The 13,045-nt window shown below is 64.6% G+C and carries 14 protein-coding genes; 8 read left to right on the forward strand and 6 right to left on the reverse strand.

Features of this window, described 5'->3' with window-relative positions:
- Positions 1-33 precede the first annotated feature (33 nt).
- The 4 genes from AC1IN8_RS18690 (at position 34) to AC1IN8_RS18705 (ending at position 3,886) form a co-directional block, all read left to right on the forward strand.
- Positions 34-543, forward strand: coding sequence for a gluconokinase (locus AC1IN8_RS18690; RefSeq protein ID WP_005328545.1), 510 nt, complete (start codon positions 34-36; stop codon positions 541-543).
- Positions 544-604: 61 nt separating this feature from the next.
- The gene (gene edd / locus AC1IN8_RS18695) at positions 605-2,401 is read left to right on the forward strand and encodes a phosphogluconate dehydratase (protein WP_479760095.1); all 1,797 of its coding nucleotides are present in this window, start codon (positions 605-607) and stop codon (positions 2,399-2,401) included.
- Between the two features lie 9 nt (positions 2,402-2,410).
- Entirely contained in the window at positions 2,411-3,052 is a 642-nt protein-coding gene (locus tag AC1IN8_RS18700) for a bifunctional 4-hydroxy-2-oxoglutarate aldolase/2-dehydro-3-deoxy-phosphogluconate aldolase (RefSeq protein WP_111911614.1), read from the forward strand.
- A 141-nt stretch (positions 3,053-3,193) separates the two neighbouring features.
- Positions 3,194-3,886 carry a helix-turn-helix domain-containing protein gene (locus tag AC1IN8_RS18705; protein ID WP_479760096.1) on the forward strand — a complete coding sequence of 231 codons (693 nt, stop codon included), beginning with the start codon at positions 3,194-3,196 and terminating at the stop codon, positions 3,884-3,886.
- Here AC1IN8_RS18705 and AC1IN8_RS18710 read toward each other — a convergent pair.
- Positions 3,875-4,264 (reverse strand): nuclear transport factor 2 family protein, encoded by a 390-nt coding sequence (locus AC1IN8_RS18710; protein ID WP_479760098.1) that lies wholly within the window; start codon positions 4,262-4,264, stop codon positions 3,875-3,877. The two genes, AC1IN8_RS18705 and AC1IN8_RS18710, sit on opposite strands and share 12 nt — an antisense overlap.
- Before the next feature lie 126 nt (positions 4,265-4,390).
- The gene (locus AC1IN8_RS18715; protein ID WP_202047949.1) at positions 4,391-5,398 is read right to left on the reverse strand and encodes a substrate-binding domain-containing protein; all 1,008 of its coding nucleotides are present in this window, start codon (positions 5,396-5,398) and stop codon (positions 4,391-4,393) included.
- Between the two features lie 89 nt (positions 5,399-5,487).
- Between AC1IN8_RS18715 and AC1IN8_RS18720 the strand changes: the two genes are divergently transcribed.
- Positions 5,488-6,138, forward strand: a complete 651-nt coding sequence (locus AC1IN8_RS18720) for a Qnr family pentapeptide repeat protein (RefSeq protein ID WP_479760100.1) — start codon at positions 5,488-5,490, stop codon at positions 6,136-6,138.
- Positions 6,139-6,252: 114 nt separating this feature from the next.
- Here AC1IN8_RS18720 and AC1IN8_RS18725 read toward each other — a convergent pair whose 3' ends face one another.
- The gene (locus AC1IN8_RS18725) at positions 6,253-7,656 is read right to left on the reverse strand and encodes a peptidoglycan DD-metalloendopeptidase family protein (RefSeq protein ID WP_202047951.1); all 1,404 of its coding nucleotides are present in this window, start codon (positions 7,654-7,656) and stop codon (positions 6,253-6,255) included.
- A gap of 9 nt (positions 7,657-7,665) precedes the next feature.
- Positions 7,666-9,195: a 2,3-bisphosphoglycerate-independent phosphoglycerate mutase gene (gene gpmM, locus AC1IN8_RS18730; RefSeq protein WP_479760102.1), complete on the reverse strand. Its 1,530-nt coding sequence runs from the start codon at positions 9,193-9,195 to the stop codon at positions 7,666-7,668.
- Positions 9,196-9,532: 337 nt separating this feature from the next.
- Between gpmM and AC1IN8_RS18735 the strand changes: the two genes are divergently transcribed.
- Genes AC1IN8_RS18735 through gpsA form a run of 3 tightly spaced genes read left to right on the forward strand, consistent with a single transcriptional unit; the run spans position 9,533 to position 11,489 of the window.
- Positions 9,533-9,964, forward strand: a complete 432-nt coding sequence (locus AC1IN8_RS18735; protein ID WP_025325373.1) for a rhodanese-like domain-containing protein — start codon at positions 9,533-9,535, stop codon at positions 9,962-9,964.
- Between the two features lie 47 nt (positions 9,965-10,011).
- The gene (gene secB, locus AC1IN8_RS18740; protein ID WP_005328525.1) at positions 10,012-10,482 is read left to right on the forward strand and encodes a protein-export chaperone SecB; all 471 of its coding nucleotides are present in this window, start codon (positions 10,012-10,014) and stop codon (positions 10,480-10,482) included.
- A gap of 2 nt (positions 10,483-10,484) precedes the next feature.
- The gene (gpsA, locus tag AC1IN8_RS18745) at positions 10,485-11,489 is read left to right on the forward strand and encodes an NAD(P)H-dependent glycerol-3-phosphate dehydrogenase (RefSeq protein ID WP_025325374.1); all 1,005 of its coding nucleotides are present in this window, start codon (positions 10,485-10,487) and stop codon (positions 11,487-11,489) included.
- Positions 11,490-11,558: 69 nt separating this feature from the next.
- Here gpsA and nfuA read toward each other — a convergent pair whose 3' ends face one another.
- Together nfuA and AC1IN8_RS18755 are read right to left on the reverse strand one after the other, a co-directional pair.
- Positions 11,559-12,137: a Fe-S biogenesis protein NfuA gene (gene nfuA, locus AC1IN8_RS18750; protein WP_033129997.1), complete on the reverse strand. Its 579-nt coding sequence runs from the start codon at positions 12,135-12,137 to the stop codon at positions 11,559-11,561.
- A 148-nt stretch (positions 12,138-12,285) separates the two neighbouring features.
- Entirely contained in the window at positions 12,286-13,014 is a 729-nt protein-coding gene (locus AC1IN8_RS18755) for a ComF family protein (protein ID WP_479760105.1), read from the reverse strand.
- Between the last annotated feature and the right edge of the window lie 31 nt (positions 13,015-13,045).

The following is a 13,045-nucleotide window of genomic DNA, read 5'->3' on the forward strand; positions in this document are numbered from 1 at the left end:
ACGTTTTTTGAAAAGTGAGAGAGAGGTCAAATAATGGCGGGCAAGAGCATTATCGTGATGGGTGTGTGTGGCAGTGGCAAGTCCAGCATAGGCCTCAAGGTGGCCAGCGCCCTGGGCGCCAAGTTCATCGACGGTGATGATCTGCACCCCCGCGCCAACATCCAGAAGATGGCGGGCGGCAACCCTCTCAACGACGAAGACAGGGCGCCCTGGCTGGAGCGGATCCGCGATGCGGCCTACAGCCTGGAGCAGAAGAACGAGCTGGGCGTCATCGTCTGCTCGGCCCTCAAGAAGCAGTACCGCGACCAGATCCGCGAGGGCAACGAATCGGTGCACTTCCTGTTTCTGGACGGCAGCCAGTCCCTCATTCTCGACCGGATGCGGGCACGCCAGGGCCACTTCATGCGGGAAGGCATGGTAAAGAGTCAGTTTGAGACCCTGGAGCGGCCGGATGGCGAGGCCGGTGTGTTTCGCGTCGACATAGACGGCACCTTCGAGCAGGTGGTCGACCGCGCCGTCACCGCCCTGGCGCAGGTGCAATGAGCCATTTCGCGCGCCCGGCCCCGGTCGATCGCGTCCGTATTTCCGTGTTGGAGACAATCCTATGACCCATCCCGTGATCACCGAAGTGACCAACCGCATCCGCGAGCGCAGTGTCGCCCGCCGCCAGGCCTTCCTGGCCCGCATCCAGCGCCAGGCCGAGCAGGGCAAGACCCGCGCCTCCCTCTCCTGCGGCAACCTGGCCCACGCCGTGGCCGCCTCCAGCTGTGACGACAAGGGGCGCATCCTCGACATGACCCGCGCCAACGTGGCCATAGTCACCGCCTACAACGACATGCTGAGCGCCCATCAGCCCTATCAGGGCTACCCGGACATCATCAAGGGGGCGCTGGCCGGACTCGGCCACAGCGCCCAGGTCGCCGGCGGCGTGCCCGCCATGTGCGACGGCGTGACCCAGGGCCAGCCGGGGATGGACATGTCCCTGTTCTCCCGGGATCTCATCGCCCAGGCCACCGCGGTCTCCCTCTCCCACAACACCTTCGACGCCACCCTGCTGCTCGGCATCTGTGACAAGATAGCCCCGGGCCAGATCATGGGGGCCCTCTCCCACGCTCACCTGCCCACCGCCTTCGTGCCCGCCGGCCCCATGGCGAGCGGCATAGGCAACGACGAGAAGGTGAAGGTGCGCCAGCAGTACGCCGCCGGCGAAGTGGGCCGCGATGCCCTGCTGAAGATGGAGTGCGGCGCCTACCATTCGGCCGGCACCTGCACCTTCTACGGCACCGCCAACACCAACCAGCTGGTGTTCGAGGCCATGGGACTGATGCTGCCGGGCTCCGCCTTCGTCCACCCCCACAGCGAGCTGCGCCACGCCCTCACCGAGGAGGCGGCTCGTCGCATCAGCGCCATGATCCCGGGCTCCCCGGCCTACCGCCCCCTGAGCGAGGTGCTGGACGAGCGCGCCCTGGTCAACGGCCTGGTGGCCCTGCTCGCCTCCGGCGGCAGCACCAACCACAGCATCCACATGGTGGCGCTGGCCCGCGCCGCCGGCCTGGAGCTGACCTGGGACGACTTGAGCGATCTCTCCGACGTGGTGCCGCTCTTGGTGCGCATGTACCCGAACGGCCCGGCGGACGTGAACGCCTTCGAGCAGGCGGGGGCCGTGCCCGGCCTGATGCGCCGGCTGGCGGAGGCGGACCTGATCCACCTGGATGCCACCCCGGTGTTTGGCGAGATGCAGGATTACCTCAGCCGTCCCGCGCTGGTGGAGGGCAAGCTGGTGTGGCAGCCGGTGGGGGAGAGCACGGATCCGAGCGTGTTGTCCGTCGCTGGCAGCGTGTTCCAGGCCACCGGCGGCACCAAGCTGCTATCCGGCAACCTGGGCCGCGCCGTGGTCAAGGTCTCGGCGGTCGCCCCCGAGTATCGTGTCATCGAAGCGCCGGCCCGGGTCTTCTCCTCCCAGCACGCGGTGGAGGCGGCCTACAAGGCCGGCGAGCTCAACCAGGACGCCGTCATCGTGGTGCGCCACAATGGTCCGGCGGCCAACGGCATGCCGGAGCTGCACAAGCTGATGCCGGTGCTCGGCAACCTGCAGAAGGCGGGTCACAAGGTGGCCCTGGTCACCGACGGCCGTCTCTCCGGCGCCTCCGGCAAGATCCCGGCCGCCATCCACGTCACCCCGGAAGCGCTGCACGGCGGGGCCATAGGCCTGCTTGTCGATGGCGATCTGCTGCGGGTGGACGCGGTGACCGGCAGCCTCGACTGCCTGACCGATTTGAGCGGCCGCCCCCAGGCCGAGATCGACCTCACTCTGGAACAAGAGGGGTGGGGCCGTGAACTGTTCAGCGTGATGCGTCGCGCGGTATCGAGCGCCGAGTGCGGCGCCACCATCTTTGACTGAGGAAGAGCTATGCAGAACTGGAAAGTGACCCCTGCCGAGGTGTTTGCCGCCTCCCCCCTGGTGCCCGTGATGGTCATCAACGACCTGGAGCAGGCCCTGCCGATGGCCAAGGCGCTGCTCGATGGCGGCATCTCTGTGTTCGAGATCACCCTGCGCACCCCGGTGGCGCTCGATGCCATCGCCCTGATCGCCAAGGCGATGCCGGATGCCATGGTCGGTGCCGGTACCGTGCTCAACTGCGCGCAGTTTGACGCCGCCGTGGCCGCCGGTGCCCGCTTCGTCATCTCCCCGGGGATGACCCCGGCCCTGCTGGCCCATGCGGCCAAGAGCACGGCGCCGCTGATCCCGGGGGTGGCGACGCCGTCCGAGGTGATGCAGGCGCTGGAAGCGGGCTACGACCACCTGAAGTTCTTCCCGGCCGAGGCGAACGGCGGCACCAAGGCGCTGGCCGCCATCGCGGCGCCCCTGCCCCAGGTGAAATTCTGCCCCACCGGCGGCATAGGCCCGAAGAACGTCGCCGACTATCTGGCGCTCAAATGCGTCGCCACCGTCGGCGGCTCCTGGATGCTGCCCGCCGATGCGGTCAAGAGCGGCAACTGGGAAGAGGTGACCCGTCTCTCCCGGGAAGCGGTTGAAATGGTTAAACGCTAAGCGCCCATCGTTTAGATAAATTGAACAGGCCACCCTTGGGTGGCCTGTTGTTTTTCCGCCTCAGGGAGGCAGGAAGGCCATTTACACTGAGCCGCCGTCTGGCTTAAGGTCGGGGGCCTGTCCTCCACGCTGCCGTCCCTTATGAGCTTTCTTCATCATGCCTACCCGCTAGGGCACCTCACCGCGCTGCACAGCCACTCCCAGGCCCAGTACTGCTACCTGCACCAGGGCGGCGGCGTCATCACGGGTCACGACGGCGGCGGCTTGCTGGTGGCCGGCCAGCTCTGCCTGATCCCCGCCGGCTGGGCACACGAGTTTCGCGTGCTGCGCCACTCCCGGCTCTCGCTGCTCTACACCCCGCAACCGGCATCTACCACTTTCAGCCAGTTGCAGGTGAGCCCCATGCTGGCGGGCCTCTTGGCCCGTCTGCCCGAGCTGGAGGAGGGGGAGGCGCGGGACGCCTATCTGAAGGTGCTGCGCCACGAGTTGGGACTCGCCGCTCCGCTCGCGGGGCAGATCCCCCTGGCCGCGGATCTGGATCCGCGCCTGCTGCGAGTGCTGGAGAGGCTGTGTCAGGCCCCCTCCGTCAAGGTGACGCTGGAGGCACTGGCGGTCGATTGCGGCGCCTCGGTGCGCACCCTCAATCGCCTCTTTGCCCGGCAGCTGGGGTGCAGTTTCCGCCAGTGGCGGGAGCGGGTGCTGATGGGGCGGGCCCGTCAGTTGCAGCATCAGGGGATGGCGCCTGCCGAGATTGCCGGGATCCTCGGCTATGAGGATCCCGACGCCTTCTCGGCGGCCCTGGCGCGGGTGATGGGCCGCGGCTCAGCGCCGTGAGCCTATGTCTGCGTCCTCCTTGCCCCCCGCCAGCAGGCAGGTGACCTCCTCGGTGTGGCAGAGCCGGCCCTCGCGAAAGGTGAAGAGGCCGCTCACCTTGCAGGCCAGGGTGCCGCCATCCTGGCGGGTGGCTCGAACCAGGTGGGTGGAGTGGACCCGCTCCCCCAGCTCCAGGGTGGCGACAAACTCGATGGTGGCCTCGGCCAGATGGCTTCTCAAGGCGGCGATATGCTGGCGAAAGGCGGCGTAGTCGAGGGTCTCGCCGTTCACCTGCTGGCAGTAGTCCGGGCTGAACCAGGTGTCGAGCTCGGCCAGGGTGAAGCCGGGATCGCAGATGACGCGCTGCAGGCAGCTCTTCAATCGTTCGGTGTGGTTCATCTTCTGCTCCTGAATATGGGACAAGCTGCGCCAGCATAAGTCAGTGAGCAGGGAGGATCCCGGGAGGACGCGCCATCATGGCGGTCACAGGCGCCAAGGTGGCGCCGGAGGGATGAAGGGGCGGGATCAGCCCAGGCTCTCCCCCTCATAGAGGGAGAAGCCCATGTCCTTGCGGTGCTCGGCCTGGGGTTGCCCATTGAGCCGGGCCAGCAGCATGGCGGCCGCCTCGCGGCCGATGGCCTCGCGCGGGGTGCTGATGCTGGCGAGCTTGGGGGTCATGGCGTGGCCGATGTCGAGGGCGTTGCAGCCGGCGATGGCGATCTGCTGGGGCACGGGTATCCACCTGGCCTGGCACTGCAGCAGGGCACCGACCGCCACGTCGTCGTTGGTGCAGAACAGGCCGTCCAGATCGGGGTAGCGGGCCATGGCCTGCTCCAGCAGCTGGCCACCCAGGGTGAAGCTGGAGGACTGCTCGGTCAGCAGGTGCTGGCCATCCAGGCCGAAGTCCGCCATCGCCTGGTAGTAGCCCTCCATCCGCAGCTGGGTACGCACGTCGAGGCGCGCCCCCAGGTAGACCACCTTGCGCCGTCCCCGGCGCAGCATCTCTGTTACCATGGCCCGGGCGGCGGCCCGGTGATCCATGCCCACCACCATGTCGATGGGGGAGAGCGGCAAGTCCATGGTCTCCACCACCGGAATGCCGGCGGTGGCGATCATCTTGCGGGTGCGATCCGTGTGCTGGGTATCGGCGAGGATGAGACCATCCACGTTGTAGGAGAGCAGGGAGGCGACCTGCTCCTCCTCCCGCTCCGGGCTGTAGCCGTAGTGGGCGAGCAGGGTCTGGTAGCCGGCGGGCCGGGTCACCGCCTCTATGCCGTGGATCACCGCCGAGAAGACCTGGTTGGAGAGGGAGGGGATCAGTATGCCGATCGCCTTGCTGGTGGCGTTGGAGAGCATGTCCGGCGCCCGGTTCGGAATGTAGCCGAGCTCCTCCACCGCCGCGGCGATCCGTTCACGGGTGCCTTCGGCCACGGCGGACGGGTCACGCAGGTAGCGGCTGACGGTCATCTTGGTGACCCCGGTCAGGTCGGCGATGTCCTGCAGGGTGGGGCGGCGCTTGCGGGTGTCGTTCATCTCGGGGTCCGGCAAAGAATGTTACAGGTAACATTACCGTTTTTGCGCAACAAAGTCAGCATATGACGCCATCACAGGAGAGGCTGGGGATGATCAAGGGCAAGTGCTTCGAGGGGAAAAGGTTCGAGCAGCAGGAGGTGGCCGAGCAGCAGTTCGAGAGTTGCCGTTTTATCGACTGCAACTTCTCCTGGCTGGATCTGGGGGAGAGCCGCTTCGTCGACTGCAGCTTCTTTGATCGGGAGCGCGAGCTCGGCTGTCAGTTTCAGGGCTGCGATTTGCGGGAGGCGAGCTTCCTGCGCTGCGATCTCACCCTGGCTGACTTCAGCCGCAGCCAGTGCCTGGGGCTGGAGATGCGCGACTGCCAGGCCATGGGTATCAACTTCGCCCACGCCAGCTTTGCCAACCAGATCACCGTCAAGAGCTACTTCTGCGAGGCCCATCTGACCGGCAACAACTTCAGCTACGCCAACTTCGACGGCTGCCTGCTGGAGAAGTGCGAGCTCGGCGGCAACCGCTGGCAGGGGGCCAGCCTGCTGGGAGCCTCATTGGCGGGATCCGATCTCAGCGGCTCCGAGTTTGGCCAGATCGACTGGACCAGCTTCAACCTGCAGGGCTGCGATCTGCGCCAGTGCGACCTGCCCGGGCTGGATCTGCGCCGGGTCAACCTGGACGGCGTGCAGATCAATGAAGAGCAGCAGCAGGGGCTGCTGGAGCAGATAGGGCTGGTGGTCTTCCCCTGAGCGGGGTGGAAAAGAGGTAAATTTTCATCAATGGGGGAGCGGTTGTGAGGGTATGCCGCCATTCGCTCCCTTCTCCCCTCGCGGGAGAAGGGCTGGGGATGAGGGGGCGCTGGCTCAGCGTCTGGCCAGCCACTTGGTCGGGTTGATCGCCTCGCCCTGATAGCGGATCTCGAAGTAGAGGCCGGAGCGCTCCTGTCCGCCGCTGTCGCCGACCAGGGCCACGGGTTCGCCCTGCTCCACCTTCTGCCCCACCTGACGCAGCAGCGACTGGTTGTGGCCGTAGAGGCTCATGTAGCCGCGGCCATGGTCGATCACCAGCAGCATGCCGAAGCCGTCCAGCCAGTCCGCATAGACCACCTGGCCCGGTGCCACCGCCTTGACCTGGGTTCCCTCGCTTGCGCCTATCAGGGTGCCCTTCCACTTGAGCTCGGCGGTGCGCGGCGAGCCGTAGGAGATGAGGATGGGGCCCTGCACCGGCCAGCGCAGGTTGCCACCCGTGCTCAGACCGCCGTAGCCGTTGCTGCTCGCCTTGGCGCTGCTGCGGGCGGCGGCTTGCTGCTTCGCCACCCGGTTCTGCTGTTCGGTGACTCTCTGCTGCTCGGCGGCGAGCCTTTGCTGTTCCCCGGCCTGGCGCTGCTGGGCCGCGATCCGTTGCTGCTCGGCAATCCGCTTCTGCTCCGCGGCCAAGCGCTGGGCCTCCAGGCGGCGCTGGCGCTCCTGCTCGGCCTTGATCTTGGCGAGGCGCTCCCGCTCGGCCCGTTCGCGCCGTTCCTGCTCTTCCCGCTGGCGGCGCAGCTCTTCCAGCCGCGCCTTCAGGGCCTTCTCCGCCTTGACCAGCTTGGTGAGCTTCTGTTCGTCGTTTTGCACCGACTGCTGCAACTGGTTGCGCACCTTGGCCCGGCTCTGCTGGCTGGCCAGCAGGCTCTGGTGATGCTGCTGCTGTTCGCCGAGCAGGGTCTGCAGCCGGGTCTCGGTCTCTTTGGTGGCCAGCTGGTTTTTCGCCAGCTTGTTGCGGGTGGCGCGCAGGGCGTCTATGGCCTCGATGCGGGCCTTGTTGAGATAGTCGTAGTAATCGAGAGAGCGGCTCAGCTTGGCCGGATCCTGTTGGTTGAGCAGCAGCTTGAGGTAGTCGTGGTTGCCCGCCTGGAAGGCGCTTTCCGCCTGCTTGGCCAGCAACTGTTTCTGGTGTTTCGCTTGTTGTTCCAGCGCCAGCTTGTCCTGCTGCAGCTCGGCCAGCTTCTGCTGGTTCTGCTTCAGTTGCAGTCTGGTCTGATCCAGCTTGGCGGCGGCGGCCGAGATGGCCTGCTCGTCAGCCTTGAGCTGGGTGTTGAGCTTGGCAAGCTCCTGCTTGCTGAGCTTGAGGGTCTTCTGCTGTTCCTTGATCTCGGACTGCATGGCCCCCAGCTGCTGGTTCGCAGCCTGGGCCGTGCCGGCGCCGCCGACCAGGCAAAAAAACAGCGCGCCGGCCAACAGGCCGACGCGACTGGTTTTCTGTGAAATAACTTCGCATCCCCGCATGGGGCAGGATTATTTCAGAATCATCAGGGGCTTGCCAGTCATTTCCGGCGGGACAGGCAGACCCATCAGAGTCAGCATGGTCGGGGCCAGATCGGACAGTTTGCCCCCTTCCAGCACCTCGGCCTTGCGACCGAAATAGATGAGGGGAACCGGCAGATTGGTGTGGGCGGTGTGCGCCTGACCAGTCTCTTCGTCCAGCATCTTCTCGGCGTTGCCGTGGTCGGCGGTGATCAGGCATTCGCCACCCACTTCGGCCAGGGCCTCGGTGACGCGACCGATGCAGTGGTCAACGGCTTCGCAGGCCTTGACGGCCGCATCGAACACACCGGTGTGGCCAACCATGTCGCCGTTCGGGTAGTTGCAGATGATGACGTCGTACTTGCCGCTCTTGATGGCACCGACCAGCTTGTCGGTCAGCTCTTCGGAGCTCATCTCCGGCTGCAGGTCATAGGTGGCCACTTTCGGGCTGGCGACGATCTCGCGATCTTCGCCGGTGAAGCAGGACTCTTCGCCACCGTTGAAGAAGAAGGTGACGTGAGCGTACTTCTCGGTCTCGGAGATGCGCAGCTGGGTCTTGCCCTGCTTGGCCAGCCATTCACCCAGGGTGTTGACCAGGGCAGTGGGCGGGTAGGCGCAGGCAGTCTTGATGTCGGCCGCATACTCGGTCAGCATCACGAAGTTCAGCGCCGGGGTGGCGGCACGGGCGAAGCCGGTGAAGTCGCTGTCGACGAAGGCGCGGGTGATCTCGCGGGCACGGTCGGCACGGAAGTTCATGAAGATCAGCGCATCGCCATCTTCCATTGGCGCAGCTTCGCCGATGCGGGTCGCCTTGACGAACTCGTCGTTCTCGTCGCGGGCATAGGCATTGGCCAGGGCTTCGGTGGCGCTGTCGGCGGTGAACTCGCCCTTGCCCTGGGTCATCAGGTCATAGGCCTGCTGCACGCGATCCCAGCGGTTGTCACGGTCCATGGCGAAGTAGCGGCCGATCATGGAGGCGAAACGACCCTTGCCCAGACGGGCGAACAGGGCGTCGAACAGCTCGATGGAGGACTGGGCGGAGCGCGGCGGTACGTCACGGCCATCCAGGAAGGCGTGGAAGTAGATCTTCTCGGCGCCACGCTTGGCGGCCATCTCGATCATGCCCATGATGTGCTCTTCGTGGCTGTGTACGCCACCCGGGGACATCAGGCCCATGATGTGCACGGCCTTGCCCTTGGTCACGGCGGCGTCAACAGCCTTGCCCAGCTCGACGTTCTGGAAGAAGTCGCCGTCCTGGATGTCCTTGGAGATGCGGGTCAGCTCCTGATAGACGATGCGACCGGCGCCGATGTTGACGTGGCCCACTTCGGAGTTGCCCATCTGGCCGTCCGGCAGACCCACATCCAGGCCGGAGCCGGAGATCAGGGTGCTGGTGTAGTCGCGGGCCAGGCGGTCCAGATTCGGGGTCTTGGCGGCGGCAACGGCGTTGTGCTCTTGCTTGGTGCTGTAGCCCCAACCGTCCATGATGACCAGAACCAAAGGTTTCTTAGCTGTTGACATAAGACTATGTCCTCTCGGATAGGAATGAATTGCGGGAAGTGAAACTAGCGTAATATTACTACATCTGCCGAAATAGTCACCTGATAGCCAAGTCCCTCTTTCACCTCTGTTTTTACCTGTTATCCCACTGTTTTCGGCATGTTGCCGGCTTGTCTTTGTGCACGATTCAACCCCTGGCGCCTCTCTTCCGAAGCGGTTGGCGGCCCCTTCCCCAAGGCGGTCTGGGGGCGGGCAATCCCTGATGGGAGCTTGCTCTCGCTTTGCCGCCAAGATGGCTGATCTTATCAAGGGCCCCATGTATACTCGGGCCCTTGTCTTGGTCCCTGGATAGTAGAAGATGCAAGAGTATTTGGATTTTGCGGCCCGCAACCCGCTGCTGACCGCAGCCTGGTTGGGCCTGGCAGGCACCCTGGTGTATACCACTGTGCGTGCTCGTTTTTCTCCGGTGAAGGCGGTGAACAATCACGGCGCCACCCTGCTGATCAACCGTGAAAATGCCACTGTGGTGGACATTCGCAGTCAGGATGAGTTTGCCAAGGGTCATCTGGCCGGCGCCCATCACCTGCCCCTCACACAGATCCAGGCGAACAATCTGGGGCCGGTTGAAAAGCACAAAGATGCCCCCATCATAGTGGTGTGCGAGTCGGGGATGACCGCTGGTGGCGCGGGTCGCCAACTGAGCAAAGCCGGTTTCAAACAGGTATATGTGCTCAGCGGTGGCATGGCCCAATGGCGTGCAGATAATCTGCCGGTGACCAAAAAACGCTGATTTAAGGGCCTGCGCCCACTCATTTTCTTAAAAAGGAATCAAACGAAATGGCTGACGAAATCAACAACCAGGAAGTGCAACCGGAATTCCACATCCAGCGTGTCTACACCAAGGATGTCTCCTTCGAAGCCCCGAATACTCCGCACATCTTCCAGAAAGAGTGGCAGCCGGACGTCAAGCTGGACATGGACACCAAGACCAATGTCCTGGCTGATGGCGTGTACGAGGTCGTGCTGACCCTGACCGTGACCTGCAAGCTGGAAACCGAGACCGCCTTCCTGTGTGAAGTGCAGCAGGCCGGTATCTTCACCATCGGCAACCTGCCGGAGCCGCAGCTGGCACACTGCCTGGCCGCCTTCTGCCCGAACATCCTGTTCCCCTATGCCCGTGAAGCCGTGGCCAACCTGGTGAGCAAGGGTTCCTTCCCGCAGCTGAACCTGGCACCGGTCAACTTCGACGCCCTGTTTGCCCAGCACATGGCACAGGTTCAGGCCCAGCAGGCGACTGCGGAAGCCTGATAATGGCCGACCAGATCGCAATCTCGGTCTTGGGGGCGGGGTCTTATGGCTCCGCCCTTGCCATTTCTCTGGCGCGCAACGGCCATCCGACCCTGCTGTGGGGTCATGATCCCGCCCATGTCGCCGAGCTGGAACAGGATCGCTGCAACAAGGCGTTTCTGCCTGATGTCCCTTTCCCCGCCGATCTGCAGCTGACTGCGGATCTGCAGGCTGCGGTGCAGGCCGCTCCCGTGCTGCTGCTGGTGGTGCCGAGCCATGTGTTCGGCCAGGTGCTGGCCCGGGTCAAACCCTTCCTGCGCCCCGATACCCGTATCGCCTGGGCCACCAAGGGGCTGGAGCCGGACAGCGGCCGCCTGCTGCAGGACGTGGCCCGTGACGTGCTGGGGGAGACCATCCCGCTGGCGGTGATCTCGGGTCCGACCTTCGCGAGGGAGCTGGCCGCCGGCCTGCCGACCGCCATCTCGGTGGCGTCGACCCACGACGACTTTGCCGACGATCTCTCGCAACTGCTGCACTGCGGCCGCTCGTTCCGGGTCTATACCAATCCGGATTTCATCGGTCTGCAGCTGGGGGGGGCGGTCAAGAACGTCATCGCCATCGGCGCCGGTCTCTCCGACGGGCTGGGCTTTGGCGCCAACGCCAGAACCGCGCTCATCACCCGGGGTCTGGTGGAGATGCAGCGCCTCGGTGCCGCCCTCGGGGCCGATGCCAAGACCTTCATGGGGATGGCCGGGCTCGGGGATCTGGTGCTCACCTGTACCGACAACCAGTCCCGCAACCGTCGCTTCGGTCTGGCCCTCGGGGCCGGCAAGTCGGTGGAAACCGCCATGACCGAGATCGGTCAGGTGGTGGAAGGCTATCGCAACACCAAGGAGGTGCATCTGCTGGCGGCCCGTTGTGGCGTCGAGATGCCCATCTGCGAGCAGATCTTCAAGGTGCTGTACGAAGGCAAGAACCCGAAAGAGGCGGCCATCGCCCTGTTGTCGCGAGACAAGAAGGACGAGTGATCTGCCCGCCGCAGAATGCAAAAGGCCCCGCCAGCTGGCGGGGCCTTTTCTTTGCCGCAGGGCAGCAAATCAATAGTAGGAGTGATCGCCACGCTGGTGCTCGGTGGCATCCTTCACGCCGTTCAGCTCGCCCGGGAATTTCTCCAGCAGCTGCTTCTCGATCCCCTCTTTCAGGGTGTAATCCACCTGAGAACAGCCGTTGCAACCACCACCAAACTGCAAAATCGCCAGCTTGTCGTCGGTAATGTCAATCAAGGTCACCTTGCCACCGTGACCGGCCAGCATGGGGTTCACTTCAGACATCAGCACGTACTCGATGCGGTCGGCCAGGGGCGCATCGTCGGCCACCTTGCGCATCTTGGCGTTGGGCGCCTTGAGGGTGAGCTGGGAGCCCATCTGATCGGTGACGAAGTCGATGGTGGCATCGACCAGGTAAGGGGCGCTCAGGGGATCGACCAGGCAGTCGAAGCCACTGAAGGGCAGGTGTTGATCTTCCGGATCGACCGCGTCGGGTGGGCAATAGGATACGCCGCACTCGGCATTCTGGGTTCCCGGATTGACCACAAACACCCGGATGTTGGTGCCATCAGGCTGCTTTTCCAGCAACTTGCGGAAGTGGGCCTGGGCGGTGTCGGAAATGCTGATCATCACTATCCTCATAAACCTGAGTGTACGACTAGGGTATTCATGATAACTCGCTTGGCGGGGCTTGGGTAGCGTGTCGATGGCGAGCTTGTGAGCCCGGGCGTATCGGAATCATGCCGCCATCGGCCTGCTTGGCCGTATCCCTGCCAGGTTATTTGAGGTGTCTGAGGGTACGGCAGATGGCCCACACCTCCACCTCTGTTATGCCACTCTCATGAAGCAGACGGGTGAGCTGACCTGCGGTGGCTCCCGTGGTGACCACGTCGTCGAGCAGGGCCACGTGGCGGTAATGGTGGGGCGCTATCTGGAAGGCGCCGCGCAGGTTGCGCCGCCGCTGGCCGGCACTGAGCCGGGTTTGCTGCGGAGTGGCCCTGATCCTGCGCAGCAGCCGGGTGTCGCAGGGAATGCCGGTGAGCTCGCCGAGGGCGGTTCCTATCTCCTCTGCCTGATTGAACCCGCGCCACCACTGGCGCCACCAGTGAAGGGGGACGGGGATGATGGCCTCGGGAGGATCGTCTCCCTCCAGATGGTCGGCCAGCAGGCGTGCGAGCAGCGGCGCCAGCAGGATCTGGCCGGAGTATTTCAGCCGGGGAATAAGCAGGGAGTAGGGGAGCTGATAGTCGCCTATCACCTGCAGCCGCTCCCAGGGAGGGGGCCTGCGCTGGCAGCGTCCGCACAGCAGCTCGCTTCCAGCATGGTGCTCTGACAAGGGGGTCGCGCACAGCCTGCATTTGCGGCAAGGCTGGTGCAGGGACTGCTGACACCAGCGGCACAGCAGAGGTTGATCATCACAGGGCTGGCGACAGAGCAGGCAGTGACCGAGCCAGTCGGACCGGCTGCCGAGGATCGGACTTGCTTTGGCGAGCAGCCGCTTTAACATGCAGGCTCCAAGCAGATGAACAGGGATCTTG

It is taken from the genome of Aeromonas sp. 130281, assembly GCF_056642115.1.